Here is a 15,825-nt window from a genome sequence, read left to right as displayed (position 1 = left end):
GCGGCTACCGCGGCGCCGCGAGCGCCGGCGACGACGACTTCGGGTTCGGGGACCTCGGCGGCGAGGCGGGCGGCGGCGGAACGACCGACTTCGACGTCGACCCGGAGGAGTTCGAGTCGGAGATCGAGCGGACCGACATCGGGATCGAGGGGCTCGACGACATGATCCTCGGGGGCGTCCCCAGCCGGTCGCTGCTGTCGGTCATCGGCGGCGCCGGAACCGGGAAGACGACGTTCGCGCTCCAGTTCCTCAACCACGCGCTCGAATCGGGGGAGAAGGGGATCTACATCACGCTCGAACAGACCCGGGAGTCGATCCTCGACACGGCGGCCGAGAAGGGGTGGTCGTTCCGCGAGCACGCGGCCGAGGACCGCCTCGCGGTCGTCGCCATCGACCCGATCGAGATGGCCAACTCGCTGTCGTCGATCCGGAACGACCTCGTCCGGCTCATCGCCGAGTTCGAGGCGGACCGGCTGGTGCTCGACTCCGTCTCGCTGCTGGAGATGATGTACGACCACCCCGCGAAGCGCCGCTCGGAAGTGTTCGGCTTCACGCGCTCGCTCAAGGAGGCGGGCGTGACGACCCTGCTCACATCGGAGGCGAGCGAGGAGACGCAGTACGCGTCCAGACACGGGATCGTGGAGTACCTGACGGACGCCGTCTTCGTCCTCCAGTACGTCCGCGCGTCGGACTTCCGCGAGACGCGGCTCGCAGTCGAGATCCAGAAGATCCGCGACGCGAACCACTCCCGCGAGACGAAGCCGTACGACATCACCGACACCGGCATCCCAGTGTACGACCAGGCGAACATCTTCTGAGCGGCCCGGGCGACGAGGTATCTAAACCGACACGCGTCGCCGCGGCGATTGCTTATACATGTCCGGAGTACCGCGGTAGCGCGCGCCTCCGAGTGGCCGCACCGGCGGCCGCGAGGAGCGCGTGCGAGGGAGTCACTCGCCCGGAGCAACGCGGAGGGCGACTGACGAGGTCGGCGAGGGGCGCGGTGCGGGGGATCTCAAAGGGGCAGCCGGGAGGACGACGCAGGCGACGCAAGCGCCGCAGGAACGAGCGAAGCGAGCGTGCGTCGTCCTCCCGGTTGGGACTTTGGAGGTGTTCACCGCAGATCCGCGGTCGGTTATTTTTAAACGAACGTGTGTATAAATGCGCTATAACCCGGGATCAGTGCCCGGAGAGGAAGTGATCGTTCGGTACGGGGCCAAACAGGAGAGTATCGGTGTTACCGTACTGCTTCAGTGACCCATTTCACGCTGTAGCGCCGCGGGAAATGCGGAAGACAGCCGCGTAAGCGTCCGGATGCACCGTCCGGGAATTGAACCCGGGCTATTAGCTTGGGAAGCTAATGTCCTACCACTGGACCAACGGTGCTCAAATCGAGATACCCGACCGTCCCACTTGAACGTAGCGTTTCACCGGGCGGGGCTCACTTCGCCGCCGCCCAGTGCCGCGAGCCACAGTCTTAAGCCGTCACCGACGGAGGCACGCCCATGGCCGAGGACGCAGCAACCGAGAGGCGAACCGACGCGGTCGACCGTGTGCGCGACCGCGCCGCGGAACTCGCCCCCGCGTTCGGATCGACGTGGACCGACGACGAGCCGTGGCGGTTCCTCACCGACCTCACGGCGATCGGGAGCCGGATGGCCGGCAGCGAGGGCGAGGCCCGGGGCGCCGACCTCGTCGCCGACGCCTTCGAGCGCGCGGGGCTCGCGGACGTTCGCACGGAGCCGTTCGACCTCCCGGCGTGGGAGCGCGGGTCGGCGTCGCTCGACGTGACCGTCTCCGGTCGGGGCGGCGAGCCGACCACGCGGTCGTTCGAAGCCCTCGCGCTCCCGTACTCGCCGGGGGGCAGCGTCTCGGGCGAACTCGTCGACGTTGGGTACGGCACCCCGGCGGAGATCGACGAGCGCGACGTGGCGGGCCGGATCGCGGTCGCTTCGACGACCACCCCGGAGGGCGGGCGGTTCGTCCATCGCATGGAGAAGTTCGGCTACGCGGTCGACGCGGGCGCGGTCGGCTTCGTGTTCGTCAACCACCTCGACGGGCAGCTGCCGCCGACCGGGTCGCTCACGTTCGGCGAGGAGGCCGAGGCGGTCGCGGTCGGCGTTTCGAAGGAGACCGGCGCGTGGCTCCGCGAGTACGCGGTCGGTGGCGGGGGGGCCGGACCGAGCGGCTCCGGCGCCGTCGCGCAGGCCGAGCTGTCGGTCGAGGCGTCGACGACGCCGGGCGAGAGCCGCAACGTGATCGGTCGCGCCGGTCCGGACACCGACGAGCGCGTCCTCCTGCTCGCTCACTACGACGCCCACGACATCGCGGAGGGGGCGCTCGACAACGGCTGCGGCATCGCGACGGTCGCGACCGCGGCCGAGATCATCGCGGGCGCCGACCTCCCGCTCGGCGTCGATGTCGTCGCGGTCGGCGCCGAGGAGGTCGGCCTGCTCGGCGCGGAACACCTCGCCGAGCGCGTGGATCTGGACTCCGTGAAGGGCGTGGTCAACGTCGACGGCGCGGGACGGTTCCGCGACCTGATCGCGCTCGCACACGCCTCTACGGCGGCCGCGTCGGTGGCCGAAGCGGTGTCGGCCGCGACGCGCCAGCCGATCGAGGTCGACGCGCAGCCGCACCCGTTCTCCGACCAGTGGCCGTTCGTGCGCCGCGGCGTACCGGCGCTCCAGCTCCACAGCGACTCCGGCGACCGCGGGCGCGGGTGGGGCCACACCCACGCGGACACCCGCGACAAGGTCGACGACCGGAACGTCCGCGAACACGCGATGCTGACCGCCCTGCTCGTCGCCGAGTTCGCGGCGCCCGAGCGCGACCTCCCCCGCCTCGACCGCGACGAACTCGTGACCGCCTTCCGCGAGGCCGACTTCGAGACGGGGATGCGCGCGGCCGACCTCTGGCCGAGCGACTGGGACTGAACGGGGCGGCGTAGGCCGGTCCCGACCGCTCGGTCACTCCATGTCCCCGTCCGGCGTCGGCGGCGGGAGTCGCTTGTGCGCCGTCGCGCGGTGGCGGGCGAGCAGGTCCGCGACGAGGTCGCGGTCGATCCCGGCGAGTACGGCGGTGGCGGAGCCCTCGCCGCCGTCGTCGTCCGCAGTTCGGTCGACCTCGGCGACGGTCGCCGCGATTCGCTCGGCGACCGACTCGGAGTCCAGTCCGCGGTCGACGCCGAGGTGGAGGACGGGGTCCACGACCTCGTAGGGCGCCCCGAGGTCGTCGGCGTCCCGCTGGCCCGGGAGGAACCCGGCCGTCGGTGGCTTCTCGACGACGAACTCCGGCACGTCGAGTTCGGCCGCGAGGGCACGGACGCCAGACTTGTACAGGTGTCCCAGCGGGAACACGTCGGCCGCGCCGTCACCGTGTTTCGTCAGGTAGCCTAAGAGCAGTTCGCTCCGGTTGGCGGTGCCGCAGACGAGGCGGTTCGTCGCGTTGGCGGCGAGGTAGGCGACGGTCATCCGGAGCCGAGCGACCGCGTTCCCCGATCGGACCGGTTCGTCGTGGAGGTCGAAGCGATCGGGGGCGACCGCGCCGAACTGCGCGAACAGCGGCTGGAGGTGAACCGTGTCGTGTTCGATACCCAGCGCCGCCGCGAGCGCCTCGGCGTCCCGTGCGTGGGGCGCGCCGACCTTGTTACACGGGAGTATCAGCCCGTACACGCGCTCGGGACCGAGCGCCTCCACGGCGAGCGCGGCGGTCACCGTCGAGTCGAGCCCGCCGCTCATGTTCACCACGACGCCGTCGGCGGCCGCGGCGTCGACCCGCTCGGCGAGGAACGACCGGACGCGGTCGCGTTCGACCGCGGGGTCCCGGTCCGGGAGCAGCGCGCGAGGCAGCGACTCGGAGTTCGGATCGGACCGAGTCACTTGTCGGGCACCCGCCTCCGCCGACCGACCGGCCGAGACGGCCCCGTCGGACTCGAACGCCGACTCGCGGTCAGCCATCGACGCCCTCCGCTCGGTCCCTCGTCCGCGTTCTCTGCCGATTTACACCGCCGGTGAGCCGTCGCGGAGTGACGGGGTGTCCCTGCGAGCGGTGACAAACGTCGCGTTGATTCGTCATCAGTCGCCCGCCGCTTCCGGCTTCGGCGGTAAATACTTGCGGTGTAGATAGTATAAGGAATTAGTACAAAGTTACTCTGAACGGCGCACAATCGACCATAATTACAAAAATAAAGAACTTCAACTGGGACAAGAATTAAAAATATTCGAGAATAGTATCTAGCGAGAGGTTGTTTTTCCGTTACCGCATATCTGAGGTAGTAATCGCAGTACTTTCCAGAAATAACACGGTTTAGTGGGTCTCGTAAGCATATAATGACGTTATATACCAACATTTATCAGGAAGTTGCGCATCGAATTGTGTATGTCAGAAATCGAGTTGAGTTCAAGTCAAAGCCGGGTGCTCACTGCGCTCGTGAACCTCGCGGAAGGAGGGGACGACCCAGTACAGGGGCGAGAGATCGCTGACGCGATCGACCGCAACCCGGGGACGGTCCGGAACCGGATGGGTAGCCTCCGGACCCTCGGACTCGTCGAGGGCGTCGCCGGGCCGGACGGCGGATACATCCCGACCGACGGGGCGTACGACGCCCTCGACATCGAGCGGCTAGACGACGCCGCGACGACCCCGGTGGAGCGCGAGGGCATCCCCGTCGAGGACGTCACCGTCGCTGAGATAGACCTGTCGAGCGTCGCCAATCCGGAACTGTGTCGCGCCGAACTCGTGATCCGCGGTCCCGTCGGCCCGTTCGACGCGGGAGACCACGTGACCGTCGGGCCGACGCCCGCCACCGGGCTGCGGCTCTCTGGCGTGGTCGACGCGACGAACGTCGACGGCAACACCCTGCTGGTCCGCGTCGACGGCATGGAGACGCCGGCGGGCGGATCGGCGGCCTGACGGCCGCGGCCTCGGCGGTCCGGATCGTCTCTCCACGGCCGCCGAGCTCACTCTTCCTCGGCGGCCGAGAACAGCCTGTCGCGGACCGCGCCGGTGGCGGCGGCGGCGTGACGCGCGTCGCGGTGTCGCTCGCCGAACGCGACCCGCGCGCTCCGGGCGGCCTCGCGGTCGACCTCGAACGTCACGTCGGGGTAGCGCACGTCCCACAGCACGAGCGGTTCGGGCGGCGCGGGGCCGACCCCCCGCTCGCCGGGGATCGGGTCGGCGGCGAGCAGCCGTTCGATCCATGCGGGGTCGGCCGTTCCGCGACCCACGGCCCGGACCGCGGCGACGACCCGCCTGACGAGCGCCCGCGGGAACCCGTCCGTCGAGAGTTCGACGACGAGCGCGTCGCCCGCGCGGGTCGCCCGCGCGTCGAGGTCGCGGACCGTGCCAGTCTCGTCTGTCGTCAGGTTGTGGAAGTCGTGTTCGCCGTCGAACCGCGCGAGCGCGTCCCGGAGTCGGTCGTCGTCGACCGCGTGTTCGGGATCCGATCGCGCGGCGTCGGTCGAACCGCCCCCGTCGACCGCGGGGGCGTAGAGGTGGTACCGGTAGGTCCGGCGGACCGCGTCGTGCGTCGCGTGGAACTCCTCTCCGACGTCGGCGGCGGCCCACACGCGGACGGATCCCGGTAAGTGCCCGTTGAACGCGCGGGGGGTGAGCCACGTCGGCGCCTCGAAGGCGACGGTCTGGGCCACCGCCGAGACGCCGGCGTCGGTCCGCCCGGCCGCGGCGTAGCCGGGGGGCGTGGCGTGGGTCGCCCCGTCGCCGCGCTGGACGACGCCGTGGTCCGCGAGCGCTTCGAGGAGCGCGTCCGCCACCGTCTCGGCGTGCGGCTGTCGCTGGAAGCCGGCGTACTCTCGCCCGTCGTACGCGACCCGGAAGGCGCGCATGACGGTCTCGCGGCCGTTCGACGCGTCCGTCATGGGCGTTCGCTCGGCGCGGCCGTCACTGCCCGTCCGACGCTCCGCGTCCGCCCGTCGCGTCGCCGTCGTCGGCCGGCTCTCGATCCGCCTGATCCGCCGGCTCCCGATCCCCTTCGTCCGTCGGCTCGGTCATCGGAACGGTCACCACCGGTACCGACGCGACGCGGACGACCTTCTCGGTGACGCTCCCGAGGAGCAGCCGTCGGATCCCCTGCCGAGTGTGGCTCGGCATGACGACGAGGTCGGCGCCGTCCTCGATCGCGTTCTCGATGACGTCCAGCGGCTCGCCGCGGACGACGTCGCCGACCGTCTCGACGCCGGCTTCCTCCAGCTCCGCGGTCACAGCTTCCACCCGCTCCTCGGCCGCGTCGACGAGGCGGTCGGAGAACGCGCCCGTCCGCGGCCCGGCGAGCGTGTCGACCGCGGTGTCGGCGGCCGAGACGACGTGGACGGTCGCGCCGTATCGCTCGGCGAGGCTGGCCGCGTGCGGGATCGCGTCGTTCGCCTCGCCGCCGGGTGCGACGGGGAGGAGGATCTGGTCGTACATGCGCGGTACTGCTCGCGCCCGCCGGAAAACGATACCGGCCGTCGGTGGTCCGGGGCGGGGGCGTCACAGCCCGAGCGCGTCCAGCAGGTTGAACCCGACGCCGGCGTAGCCGACGAGCTTGAAACCGAGGTAGATGCCGACGATCGCCATCACGCCCGGCAGCTCCGGGGGCGCGGGGATCGGAACGCGGAGGAATGCGAACAGCGCGCCGACCGTCACCCCGACGACGAGCGCGGCGACGGTCAGGACCGCGGTCGAACTCATGTCGACGCGTCCGCGGCGTTCGCTTATAACTGCGGTGTTCGCGGCCGGGGACGACCCGCGCGGATGGGCAGGGTTTTCCGACGGGCGCCCTTCCTTGTGGACATGGCACGAGAGGTTTCCGATCCCGACAACCCGCAGGTGACGCTTCAGACCAACCACGGCGATATCGTCGTCGAGCTCTTCGCCGATCGCGCGCCGAAGACGGTCGAGAACTTCCTCGGGCTGGCGCGTCACGACCCCGCGGCCGACGCGGAGCCCGCGCCCGAGACGAACACGTGGGAGGACCCCAAGAGCGGCGAGGTCCGCGGCGACTCGCTGTACGAGGGCATCGTCTTCCACCGCGTCATCGACGACTTCATGATCCAAGGCGGCGACCCAATGGAGAACGGCCGCGGCGGTCCCGGCTACGAGTTCGACGACGAGTTCCACGACGACCTCACCCACGACGGACCCGGGATCCTGTCGATGGCGAACTCCGGCCCGAACACGAACGGCTCGCAGTTCTTCATCACGCTCGACGCGACCCCGCACCTCGACGGCAAGCACGCCGTCTTCGGGCATGTCATCGACGGGATGGACGTCGTCGAGGAGATCGGCGGCGTGCCGACCGGGCGCAACGACGACCCCCGCGAGGCCGTCGAGATCGAGCGCGTCGACGTCGACGAGTAACGGTTTCGCCTCCGCACCGACTGCGTGCGTCACCGTCGCACGCTGCGGGGAGTTGAGAAGAGTTAAATTGTCCCCGACGTAAGCATCGTTCACGCTCGGTTGGTGTAGTCCGGCCAATCATGTTGGCCTTTCGGCGGACGCGGCGCCTCGGCGCCGGTTCGGAAGTCAGCCGACGACCAGGGTTCAAATCCCTGACCGAGCATCCATCATCACCGCGAGCGGCGCGTCTCCTTCTCTGAGCGGCGCGTCGCTACCTCCCCGGCCGCCCGAATGGGAAGAATCACTTTCCTCGGCGACGACGCGTATCCATGAGCGATACACCCGAGAACGGCGGCGACGGCGACGACGCCGGTAGCGACCCTGACGCCGGCGCCCCCGACGAGCACCGGTTCGAGACCCTCGCGATCCACGCCGGACAGGAGCCCGACCCGGAGACGGGGGCGTTGATGACCCCGATCCACGCGAACTCCACCTACGAGCAGGACAGGCCGGGCGACCACCGCGGCTACGAGTACAGCCGGACCGGGAACCCGACGCGGAGCGACCTGGAGGCGAACCTCGCCTCGCTGGAGTCGGGCAGCCACGCGCGCTGTTTCTCCTCCGGCATGGGGGCGATCAACACCGTCCTCAACCTGCTTTCGGCTGGCGACCACGTCGTCGCCGGCGACGACGTGTACGGGGGGACCCACCGCATCCTCACGCAGGTGTACGACGAGTACGACATCGACACCACGTTCGTCGACACGACCGATCACGACGCGGTCCGGGCGGCGATGCGCGAGGAGACCGAGCTGGTTTGGGTCGAGACGCCGACGAACCCCCTGATGAACGTCAACGACATCGGCGCGCTCGCCGACATCGCCCACGAGGGCGACGCGCTCTGCGCGGTCGACAACACGTTCGCGACGCCGTACCTCCAGCGCCCGCTCGAACACGGCGCCGACATCGTCTCCCAGTCGCTGACGAAGTACCTCGGCGGGCACTCGGACACCATCGGCGGCGCCCTGATCGTCGACGACGAGGAACTGGACGAGCGGCTCGGCTTCTACCAGAACTCCGTCGGCGCGACGCCCGGCCCGTTCGACGCGTTCCTCGTCCTCCGCGGGACGAAGACGCTCCCCGTCCGGATGGACCGACACTGCGAGAACGCGATGGCGCTCGCGGAGTGGCTGGAGAGACACGACGCGGTCGAGCGCGTCTACTACCCCGGGTTGGAGTCGCACCCCGACCACGAGCTGGCGGCCGCGCAGATGGACGACTTCGGCGGCATGCTGTCGTTCGAGCTGGACGGCACCCTCGAAGAGGCGTCGACGGTCGTAAGCGAGACGGAGGTGTTCACCCTCGCGGAGTCGCTCGGCGGCGTCGAGAGCCTGATCGAGCAGCCCGCCGCGATGACCCACGCTGCCATCCCGCGTGAGGAGCGGATCGCGGCCGGGCTCACCGACGGCCTCATCCGGGTGTCGGTGGGGATCGAACACGTCGACGACATGAAGGCGGACCTCCGGGCGGCGTTCGACGCGGCGCTGTCGTAGCCCGCCCCGACGGGGTTCGGCGCTCCGCCGGTCACCGAGCGACTGACACCATTTTTATCGGTCCCGGCGAGACAGCCCCCATGAGCGATCCAGACGTCTTGGTGCTTCGACAGACGATCCACGGGCTGGGCCCCGACGAACTGGCGTCGGCGATCCGCGAGCGGCTCCCCGACGCGACGGTCGCGCGAGCGCGAACGCCCGCGGAGGAACTGGAGCTGATCCGGACGGCGCGGGTCGCCGTCGGGCTCAACGTCGACGAGGAGCTGCTCGCCGCCGCGGAGGAGCTGGAGCTGTTCGCCTGCGTGTTCGCGGGGACGGGCCACCTGCCGCGCGACCTGCTCGCGGACCACGGAATCGCCGTGACGAACGCTTCGGGCGTCCACGGGCCGAACATCGCCGAACACGTCGTCGGGTCGATGATCGCGCACGCGCGACAGTTCCACCGGGCGTACCGGCAGCAGACCCGCCGGGAGTGGCGCACCTACGAGACCACGGAGTTGTACGACTCGACCGTCTCCGTGGTCGGGCTCGGCGCCATCGGCCGGGCCGTCGTCGACCGCTTAGAGGCGTTCGACGTCGACACCGTCGGCGTCCGCTACTCTCCGGAGAAGGGCGGGCCGACCGACGAGGTGTACGGATTCGACGAGTTTCACGAGGCCGTCACCGGGGCGGAGTACGTCGTCTTGGCCTGTCCACTCACGGAGACGACGCGGGGGCTGGTCGACGCCGACGCGCTCAGGACGATGCGGGCCGACGCCGTCCTCGTCAACATCGCTCGGGGGCCAATCGTCGACACGGACGCCCTGGTGACGGAGCTCCGGAACAACCGTATCCGCGGCGCGGCGCTGGACGTCACCGACCCGGAGCCGCTGCCGGAGGACCACCCGCTGTGGGGGCTGTCGAACGCGACGATCACGCCGCACAACGCCGGCCACACCCCCGAGTACTACGAACGCGTCGCGGATATCCTCGCCGACAACGTCGCGCGGTTGAACGCCGGCGACGAACTCCGTAACCGCGTGGTCTGAGACGACACCGAGAAAACACGCCGGTCGTATCCATACTGAAGTGTAGGTATATATAGTAAAATTACTTCTCTATTTATCGGCCCTAAGCATTCTCCACTGCCGTTTTGCGGGCTATTTGACGACAGACATCTCGCTCGGTGTTCGGCAGTATATATTTTGATCAAAATTAAGGTGTTCCGCTCCGGAGGGTCGGGTATGGAAACGCGGAAGGTCCAAGTCACCGGCGGCTCGACGTACACCGTCTCGATTCCGAAGACGTGGGCGACTGAGAACGACGTCGAGGCCGGGACGGAGATCGAGTTCCACCCCGACGGCGACTCCCTGTTTCTCACCCCGCGGTCGGAGGACGAGCGGATGCGGGGGACGCTCGACATCGCGGACCTGTCCGGGCAGGCACTCCAGCGGGCGGTGACGACGATGTACGTCAGCGGCTTCGACGTCATCGAACTGGAGGCGGCCGAGATCACCACCGAGCAGCGCTCGACGATCCGCGACGCGGTCCAGAGTCTCGTCGGCCTAGAGGTGTTAGAGGAGACGCGGGACCGCGTCGTCGTCCAGGACCTCCTCGACTCCTCCGAGCTTTCGATCCACAACGCGGTCACGCGGATGCGGCTGATCTCGCTGTCGATGCTCGAAGACGCGATCACCGCGCTCGCCGACCGCGACCACGACCTCGCGCGCGACGTGATCGGCCGCGACGACGACCTCGACCGGCTGTGGCTCGTGGTCTCGCGGATCTTCCGCGCGACGCTGCGAACGCCGAAGGCGGCCGAGGAGCTCGGGCTCCCCCGCGAGGAGTGTTTCGACTACCACTCCAGCGCTCGCCAGTTAGAGCGGATCGGCGACCACGCGACGAAGATCGCGCACCTGACCCTGAACATCGAGGACCCGCTTCCCGACGACGTCGTGGAGGCGGTGAACGACCTCCACGGCGACGCGGTCGACGTGATCGACACCGCGATGGACGCGCTGTTCGACGACGACACCGAGGCGGCTACCCGACGAGCGAACGAGGCGAGAACCGGCGTCAGAGCGATCGACGAGCGCGTCAGGTCCATCGACGAGGTCCTCCGCGACCTCGACCCCACCCGCGCGCAACTGCTCGGGCTCGTCGTCGACTCGGTCCTCCGGTCGGCCGACTACGGCGGGAACATCGCCGAGACGGCCCTCCAGAAGGCCGCGCCGACGCCGTGAGGGAAGCGGAGGGGATCGCTCACCGACTCCCCGGACCCCGGCGGCTCGCGGTCGCCGGCGGTGCGATCGTCCTCTTCGTCGCGATCGTCGGCGGCGGCGCCGCCGCGTACTTCGCCGCCGGTATGGGACCGGACGCGGACGCGGTTGCGGCGGTCGAGGCGGACCCGGACATAACCGTCGACCGGACGGCGGTCGGGACCGCGGTCCGCGACGGACCGGTGACGGCGTCGACCGTCGGACTCGTTTACTACCCGGGCGCGCGGGTGGCTCACGAGAGCTACGTCCCCACCGCCGCCGAGATCGTCGCCGCGGCCGACCGGATCGCGCTCGTCGTCGGGGTGGACGCTCCCCTCAACCTCGCCGTCCTCGCGCCGGACCGTGCCGATCGCGTGCGCGAGCGTCACCCGGAGGCCGGTGTCTGGGCCGTCGGCGGCCACTCGCTCGGCGGTGCCATGGCCTGCCGGCACGCCGCCGAGAACGCCGCGGCCTACGAGGCGCTCGTCCTCCACGCCGCGTACTGCGACCGCGACGTCTCCGACAGCGGCCTCGACGTGCTCTCGGTGCTCGGCGGCGCGGACGGCGTGATCGACGCCGAACGGGAGCGCGCGTCGCGGGCGAACCTCCCGTCGGACGCGCGGATCGTGAAACTCGCCGGCGTCAACCACGCCGGGTTCGGGGCCTACGGCCCGCAGCGCGGCGACGGTCCCGCGTCGCTGTCGCCCGACGCCAGCCGGGAGGCGGTCGGGAACGCGACCGGGACGTGGCTCTCGGAAGGGGGCGCGGCGACCCACAGTGTCGAGCCGCGACTAGTTCCGGACCGCGGCGCGTGGTCGGTCGCCGACCGTGGCCCGCGGTCGCCCGGTTCCGCCGTGCTCGTCGTTGCCGGGTGAGCGGGTTTTTTGAGCGCGCTCCCCCGAGGGGATCCCATGCCAGAGATCGAACTCGGCGTGCCGAGGGGCGTCATCGAGTCGCTTCCGGAGGAGGAGGGGACCGCCGAGCAGGACATGCGGCGCGCCATCACAGGGATCCAGTCGCGACTGAACGAGGCGCTCGACGAGGCCGACCCCGACGGGGCGGCCGAGGTCGTCGCCGACGCGGTCGAGCGCTTGGAGTCGCAGGCGAGCACGTACCACGAGTTCGTCCCGGAACTCCGCGCGGGGGGGCAGTCGCCGATCTACGCGATCGCGTGGCGGAACCTCTACCTCGAGCTCATCGGCCAGCTGTACGACCACGAGTGGCTTGCCGACGACCTCGACCGGGAGCGGAACTTCCGGCTGGTCGAGGACGGGATTCGCCTCTCCGACCTGTGACCAAGCGACCGTCGCCTTCCGTGGCCGACCGCTTTTAAACCGCCGCGACCCGACGTACGGGTATGGAACTGGAACTGCGGTTCTTCGCGACGTTTCGCGAGGCCGCCGGCGGGAAGACGGTGAACGCGGAGTTCGCCGACGCCGCGACCGTCGGCGACGTGCTGCGCGAACTGGAGTCGGAGTACGAGGGGATGGAGGGCCGACTGATCGCCGACGGGGACCTCGCCCCGCAGATCAACGTCCTGAAGAACGGCCGCGAGGTGCTCCACCTCGACGGGCTCGACACACCGATGGCGGACGGGGACCGGCTCTCCGTGTTCCCGCCCGTCGCGGGGGGCGCATGAGCGACGACGGCTCGGCGACCGCCGAGGACGTGGTCGACGACGCGGACGCTTCCGGCCTCCCGCCGGCCGAGGAGGGGTGGGAGCGCGAGACGGTCGCGTACCGCGGTATCTCTCGGCGGCTCGCCGCCCATTACCTCAGGAACTTGGGCGGGGAACTCGTCGGAACCGACGAGCCCGCGGAGGCGACCAGCGTGGCGGGCGACGGCTGGCGGGCGGCCCTCAGCGCCGAGAAGGTGACCGCCGCGGCCGCGATCGAGATCACGGAGGTGACCGCCGAGTTCGCGGGCGACCCGGACGCCCTCGGTGACCTCCTCCCGAAATACCGGCAGAAGGCCATGCGCGCCGGCGGGTGATGTCCGACGACGACAGCGAGTCCGGCGACCACGGAGAGGACGCCGACGGCCGCAAAGGGGACGCCGACGGCGAGGTCGACGGTCGTGGGGCGGACGCCGACGGTCGTGGAGCGGACGCCGACGGCGAGGTCGACGGTCGTGGAGCGGACGCCGACGGTCGTGGAACGGACACTGACCGGGACCCGGGGACGTACCCCATCGAGGGGACAGCGCTAGTGAAGACGACCGCGCTTGCGAGCGTGCCCGCTGCGCGCGTGCCGACGCTCCTCGCGCGCGTCCAAGCCGACCTCGGCCCCAGAATCGATGCGTATCGCCGGAGGTACGAGCAGATCGAGGCCGAGCCGGGGCGCGAGACGTTCCTTGTCGAGCCGGACCACTGGGACGGGGTTGCCGAGCGCGTCGGGCTCTCCGAGCGCGAGCGCGACGCCGTCGTCCGCGCGCACGAGGCCGCGGTCGAACGGCTCGGGGCCGGGAGCGGTCGCCGGGCGGAGTTCGACGCCGCCCTAGAAATCCGGTCGGCCGTTGTCATCGGTCTCGACGAAGATGGGGACGGTAGTCGTGAGGAGGATACCGGTCGTGAGGCGGACGGTAGTCGTGAGGCGGACAGCGACGATTGATCCGGGCCGTGCCGCCACCGACGCCTTTTCGAACCGCAGCGCAGAGGTGCCTGTATGCGACTCGCTCGACTGCTCACGCCGGACGGTCCCGTGGTCGGCCGATACGACGACGGCACAGTCGTCGCCGACGACGGCCGGTACGAGGTCGGCCGCGACGGCCGACTGCTCCCGCCGTGTGACCCCACCGCGCTGTACTGCGTCGGCCGGAACTACGCCGAGACGCTCGACCAGATGGACTACGAACGGCCCGAGGTGCCGGATTTCTTCATCAAGCCCCCGACGAGCCTGCTCGCGCACGGCGAGGAAATCCGATATCCAGAGTGGACCGACGAGCTGACGTACGCCGGCGAACTTGTCGCCGTGCTCGACGAACGGTGCCGGGATCTCGCCCCCGAGGACGTCCCGGAGGTCGTCCGCGGCTACACGATACTGAACGATGTCGACGCGCTCGACCAGCAGGGCCGGACCGCGCGGAAGGCGTTCGACGGGTCGGCGCCGCTGGGCCCGTGGATCGAGACCGACGTGGACCCGACGGATATCGACATCGAGACTACCGTGGGCGGCGAGGTGCGACAGGACGCGAACACCGAACTGATGCTGTTCGGTCCCCGAGAGGTCGTCTCGTACCTCTCGAAGCGGTTCACGTTCGAGCCCGGCGACTGTGTCGCGTTCGGCAGTCCGGCGAATCCCGGGCTCGTCGAACCCGGCGAGCGGGTCGAAATCACCTACGAGGGGATCGGGACGCTCTCGAACGCGGTGGTCGCGCCGGACGGAGAGTGACGGCGCCGAGTTCGGCCGGGTGAACGCCGGGTGATCTCACCGATCCGCGGGGTCGAAGTCGTCGACGCTCGCGTCGTCGATCAGGCGGTTGGCGGTCGTCAGCGTCGTCTCGTCGCCGGTCCGCACGTAGGTCCCGAGCGCGTCGGCCGCCTTCACGAGCCCGTCCGCGGCCGCGGGCGGCACGTCGCCCCCGAGGGCGTCGGCGCGCGCGACGCGGTCGCGAAGGCGCTCGAACGCGTCGCGAGCGGGACCGATCCGAGAGCCGGGGCTCTCTCCTTCGACGGTAACCGCCGGGGAGTCGCCCTCGGCGTCGGCGGTGCGTTCCGCCCCGTCCGGTCCGGCGCCGGATTCGAGTTCGTCGAGAAAGTCGAGCGCGTCGCTGCGGTACGCCTCGACCGCGCGCACGGCGGCCATCCCTCGGGCCTCGCGGAGCGCGGTCGGTACCTCCCCCGCAGCCGGGCGCTCGCCGTCGTCGGCGCCGGCGAGCAGCCCGAGGAGGTACTCGCGATCGGCGTCGGTCGGGTCCCGGAGCCGTTCGAAGCAGTCGACCGCCTCCAGCAGCTCTCGGGCGGCGAGGTAGGTCTCGTCGAGCGGCACGAGACGCCCGCCGTCGATGAACCCGCGCTTCCGGCAGTACTCTCGGAGGTCGGACTGGAGCTCGTCGACGCCAGAGCGCGGGAGCGTCCCGGTCGCGTTCCCGAACCGCTCGCGGTGCGCCGCGAGGTCGAGCGCGACGGGCGCGTCGGTGTGTGCCGTCCGGGCGTCGACGCCGACGCTGCGCAGGTCGCCGCAGCTCGGACACGCGACGGAGCCCGTCTCGTAGTACGACCACCGCGTGCCACAGGACTGGCACTCGCGTTCGCCGCGGACCTTCATGCGTTCGGTTTCGTCGCGTCCGCCCTAAATGACTGCGGGTCGAGCGTGTGGCCACGCGGGATACGGGCGAGCCGTGCGATCTCGCGAGGCGGGCGGTCGCGGAACGGGCGGCCGCGGGACGGGCGGCCGCGGGACGGGCGGCCGCGGAACAGGCACCTCCCTACAGGCGGCTCGGGTACCAGCATATTTCATCCCTTCCGGCGAACGATCGGTATGAGCTGGCACGCCGTCGACGCGGTCGACCGCGCCGTCGACGCGACGCGACGGTTACTCTTTCCGTTCGAGGCGGTCCGATGGGTGAAGCTCGCCGCCCTCGCGGCCGGCATGGCGGGCGGCGGCGCCGCGGCGTCGCCGCCCGCCTGTCCCCTATACCCATCTGACGCCGCCGACGCACCCCAGGGGGTAGGTCCCGGGGGGCGCCGGCCCCTTCAC

General features: G+C 70.2%; 19 protein-coding genes and 2 tRNA genes. 15 read left to right on the top strand and 6 right to left on the bottom strand.

Features of this window, described 5'->3' with window-relative positions; genetic code table 11:
• A partial coding sequence (locus tag B9H04_RS15245) for a KaiC domain-containing protein (RefSeq protein ID WP_085682835.1) occupies window positions 1-818 on the top strand: 818 nt, incomplete at its 5' end.
• Between the two features lie 497 nt (window positions 819-1,315).
• Here the strand turns inward: B9H04_RS15245 and B9H04_RS15240 are convergent.
• A tRNA-Gly gene (locus tag B9H04_RS15240) sits at window positions 1,316-1,386 on the bottom strand.
• A 119-nt stretch (window positions 1,387-1,505) separates the two neighbouring features.
• On the opposite strand from B9H04_RS15240, the gene B9H04_RS15235 reads away from it, so the two are divergent.
• Window positions 1,506-2,936, top strand: coding sequence for a M28 family metallopeptidase (locus B9H04_RS15235; RefSeq protein WP_049932611.1), 1,431 nt, complete (start codon window positions 1,506-1,508; stop codon window positions 2,934-2,936).
• Between the two features lie 33 nt (window positions 2,937-2,969).
• Here B9H04_RS15235 and nadE read toward each other — a convergent pair whose 3' ends face one another.
• Entirely contained in the window at window positions 2,970-3,959 is a 990-nt protein-coding gene (nadE, locus tag B9H04_RS15230) for an NAD(+) synthase (protein WP_049932613.1), read from the bottom strand.
• Window positions 3,960-4,380: 421 nt separating this feature from the next.
• Here nadE and B9H04_RS15225 point away from each other — a divergent pair, with 421 nt between their 5' ends.
• Window positions 4,381-4,914 carry an Rrf2 family transcriptional regulator gene (locus B9H04_RS15225; RefSeq protein WP_049932615.1) on the top strand — a complete coding sequence of 178 codons (534 nt, stop codon included), beginning with the start codon at window positions 4,381-4,383 and terminating at the stop codon, window positions 4,912-4,914.
• A 47-nt stretch (window positions 4,915-4,961) separates the two neighbouring features.
• Here the strand turns inward: B9H04_RS15225 and truA are convergent, their stop codons facing one another.
• The 3 genes from truA to B9H04_RS15210 all read right to left on the bottom strand — a co-directional run bounded on the left by truA (window position 4,962) and on the right by B9H04_RS15210 (window position 6,690).
• The gene (gene truA / locus B9H04_RS15220) at window positions 4,962-5,879 is read right to left on the bottom strand and encodes a tRNA pseudouridine(38-40) synthase TruA (RefSeq protein WP_049932616.1); all 918 of its coding nucleotides are present in this window, start codon (window positions 5,877-5,879) and stop codon (window positions 4,962-4,964) included.
• Window positions 5,880-5,901: 22 nt separating this feature from the next.
• Window positions 5,902-6,426, bottom strand: a complete 525-nt coding sequence (locus B9H04_RS15215; protein WP_049932617.1) for a universal stress protein — start codon at window positions 6,424-6,426, stop codon at window positions 5,902-5,904.
• 63 nt (window positions 6,427-6,489) lie between these two features.
• A complete protein-coding gene (locus B9H04_RS15210) occupies window positions 6,490-6,690 on the bottom strand; it encodes a XapX domain-containing protein (protein ID WP_049932619.1) in 201 nt (66 codons plus the stop codon).
• A 102-nt stretch (window positions 6,691-6,792) separates the two neighbouring features.
• Here B9H04_RS15210 and B9H04_RS15205 point away from each other — a divergent pair, with 102 nt between their 5' ends.
• The 11 genes from B9H04_RS15205 to B9H04_RS15155 all read left to right on the top strand — a co-directional run bounded on the left by B9H04_RS15205 (window position 6,793) and on the right by B9H04_RS15155 (window position 14,517).
• Complete coding sequence (locus B9H04_RS15205) at window positions 6,793-7,359, top strand: peptidylprolyl isomerase (protein WP_049932621.1); 567 nt, start codon at window positions 6,793-6,795, stop codon at window positions 7,357-7,359.
• A gap of 93 nt (window positions 7,360-7,452) precedes the next feature.
• Window positions 7,453-7,561: transfer RNA gene (locus B9H04_RS15200), tRNA-Glu, on the top strand.
• 106 nt (window positions 7,562-7,667) lie between these two features.
• Window positions 7,668-8,891, top strand: coding sequence for a cystathionine gamma-synthase (locus B9H04_RS15195; protein ID WP_049932623.1), 1,224 nt, complete (start codon window positions 7,668-7,670; stop codon window positions 8,889-8,891).
• Between the two features lie 80 nt (window positions 8,892-8,971).
• The gene (locus B9H04_RS15190) at window positions 8,972-9,919 is read left to right on the top strand and encodes a D-2-hydroxyacid dehydrogenase (protein ID WP_049932624.1); all 948 of its coding nucleotides are present in this window, start codon (window positions 8,972-8,974) and stop codon (window positions 9,917-9,919) included.
• Window positions 9,920-10,114: 195 nt separating this feature from the next.
• The gene (locus tag B9H04_RS15185; protein ID WP_049932625.1) at window positions 10,115-11,113 is read left to right on the top strand and encodes a phosphate signaling complex PhoU family protein; all 999 of its coding nucleotides are present in this window, start codon (window positions 10,115-10,117) and stop codon (window positions 11,111-11,113) included.
• Window positions 11,110-12,003, top strand: coding sequence for an alpha/beta hydrolase (locus B9H04_RS15180; protein ID WP_085682834.1), 894 nt, complete (start codon window positions 11,110-11,112; stop codon window positions 12,001-12,003). The genes B9H04_RS15185 and B9H04_RS15180 overlap by 4 nt, the downstream gene beginning before the upstream one ends.
• 36 nt (window positions 12,004-12,039) lie before the next feature.
• Window positions 12,040-12,423: a hypothetical protein gene (locus tag B9H04_RS15175; RefSeq protein WP_085682833.1), complete on the top strand. Its 384-nt coding sequence runs from the start codon at window positions 12,040-12,042 to the stop codon at window positions 12,421-12,423.
• A 62-nt stretch (window positions 12,424-12,485) separates the two neighbouring features.
• Entirely contained in the window at window positions 12,486-12,767 is a 282-nt protein-coding gene (locus tag B9H04_RS15170) for a ubiquitin-like small modifier protein 1 (protein ID WP_049932629.1), read from the top strand.
• Complete coding sequence (locus tag B9H04_RS15165) at window positions 12,764-13,120, top strand: hypothetical protein (RefSeq protein ID WP_049932631.1); 357 nt, start codon at window positions 12,764-12,766, stop codon at window positions 13,118-13,120. Before B9H04_RS15170 ends, B9H04_RS15165 begins: the two co-directional genes overlap by 4 nt.
• Window positions 13,121-13,317: 197 nt before the next feature.
• Window positions 13,318-13,737 (top strand): hypothetical protein, encoded by a 420-nt coding sequence (locus B9H04_RS15160; RefSeq protein WP_049932653.1) that lies wholly within the window; start codon window positions 13,318-13,320, stop codon window positions 13,735-13,737.
• Between the two features lie 54 nt (window positions 13,738-13,791).
• A complete protein-coding gene (locus B9H04_RS15155) occupies window positions 13,792-14,517 on the top strand; it encodes a fumarylacetoacetate hydrolase family protein (protein WP_049932632.1) in 726 nt (241 codons plus the stop codon).
• 36 nt (window positions 14,518-14,553) lie between these two features.
• Here B9H04_RS15155 and B9H04_RS15150 read toward each other — a convergent pair whose 3' ends face one another.
• Complete coding sequence (locus B9H04_RS15150) at window positions 14,554-15,393, bottom strand: DUF7117 family protein (RefSeq protein ID WP_049932634.1); 840 nt, start codon at window positions 15,391-15,393, stop codon at window positions 14,554-14,556.
• A gap of 213 nt (window positions 15,394-15,606) precedes the next feature.
• Between B9H04_RS15150 and B9H04_RS18980 the strand changes: the two genes are divergently transcribed.
• Window positions 15,607-15,825: DUF7544 domain-containing protein (locus B9H04_RS18980; protein WP_455583613.1), on the top strand; the 219-nt coding region annotated here is incomplete at its 3' end.

This window comes from Halorubrum ezzemoulense DSM 17463, assembly GCF_002114285.1.
In the GTDB taxonomy this organism is placed as follows: Archaea; Halobacteriota; Halobacteria; order Halobacteriales; family Haloferacaceae; genus Halorubrum; species Halorubrum ezzemoulense.
This window is presented reverse-complemented; position numbering and strand designations above follow the sequence as displayed.

What these genes read in the sequence shown, in the direction of transcription:
- B9H04_RS15185 (WP_049932625.1), top strand. Translation starts at nt 10,115, where the DNA reads ATGGAAACGCGGAAGGTCCAAGTCACCGGCGGCTCGACGTACACCGTC.
- B9H04_RS15190 (WP_049932624.1), top strand. Translation starts at nt 8,972, where the DNA reads ATGAGCGATCCAGACGTCTTGGTGCTTCGACAGACGATCCACGGGCTG.
- B9H04_RS15195 (WP_049932623.1), top strand. Translation starts at nt 7,668, where the DNA reads ATGAGCGATACACCCGAGAACGGCGGCGACGGCGACGACGCCGGTAGC.
- B9H04_RS15235 (WP_049932611.1), top strand. Translation starts at nt 1,506, where the DNA reads ATGGCCGAGGACGCAGCAACCGAGAGGCGAACCGACGCGGTCGACCGT.
- B9H04_RS15205 (WP_049932621.1), top strand. Translation starts at nt 6,793, where the DNA reads ATGGCACGAGAGGTTTCCGATCCCGACAACCCGCAGGTGACGCTTCAG.
- B9H04_RS15170 (WP_049932629.1), top strand. Translation starts at nt 12,486, where the DNA reads ATGGAACTGGAACTGCGGTTCTTCGCGACGTTTCGCGAGGCCGCCGGC.
- nadE (WP_049932613.1), bottom strand. Translation starts at nt 3,959, where the DNA reads ATGGCTGACCGCGAGTCGGCGTTCGAGTCCGACGGGGCCGTCTCGGCC.
- B9H04_RS15210 (WP_049932619.1), bottom strand. Translation starts at nt 6,690, where the DNA reads ATGAGTTCGACCGCGGTCCTGACCGTCGCCGCGCTCGTCGTCGGGGTG.
- B9H04_RS15165 (WP_049932631.1), top strand. Translation starts at nt 12,764, where the DNA reads ATGAGCGACGACGGCTCGGCGACCGCCGAGGACGTGGTCGACGACGCG.
- B9H04_RS15155 (WP_049932632.1), top strand. Translation starts at nt 13,792, where the DNA reads ATGCGACTCGCTCGACTGCTCACGCCGGACGGTCCCGTGGTCGGCCGA.
- B9H04_RS15215 (WP_049932617.1), bottom strand. Translation starts at nt 6,426, where the DNA reads ATGTACGACCAGATCCTCCTCCCCGTCGCACCCGGCGGCGAGGCGAAC.
- B9H04_RS15175 (WP_085682833.1), top strand. Translation starts at nt 12,040, where the DNA reads ATGCCAGAGATCGAACTCGGCGTGCCGAGGGGCGTCATCGAGTCGCTT.
- truA (WP_049932616.1), bottom strand. Translation starts at nt 5,879, where the DNA reads ATGACGGACGCGTCGAACGGCCGCGAGACCGTCATGCGCGCCTTCCGG.
- B9H04_RS15150 (WP_049932634.1), bottom strand. Translation starts at nt 15,393, where the DNA reads ATGAAGGTCCGCGGCGAACGCGAGTGCCAGTCCTGTGGCACGCGGTGG.
- B9H04_RS15225 (WP_049932615.1), top strand. Translation starts at nt 4,381, where the DNA reads ATGTCAGAAATCGAGTTGAGTTCAAGTCAAAGCCGGGTGCTCACTGCG.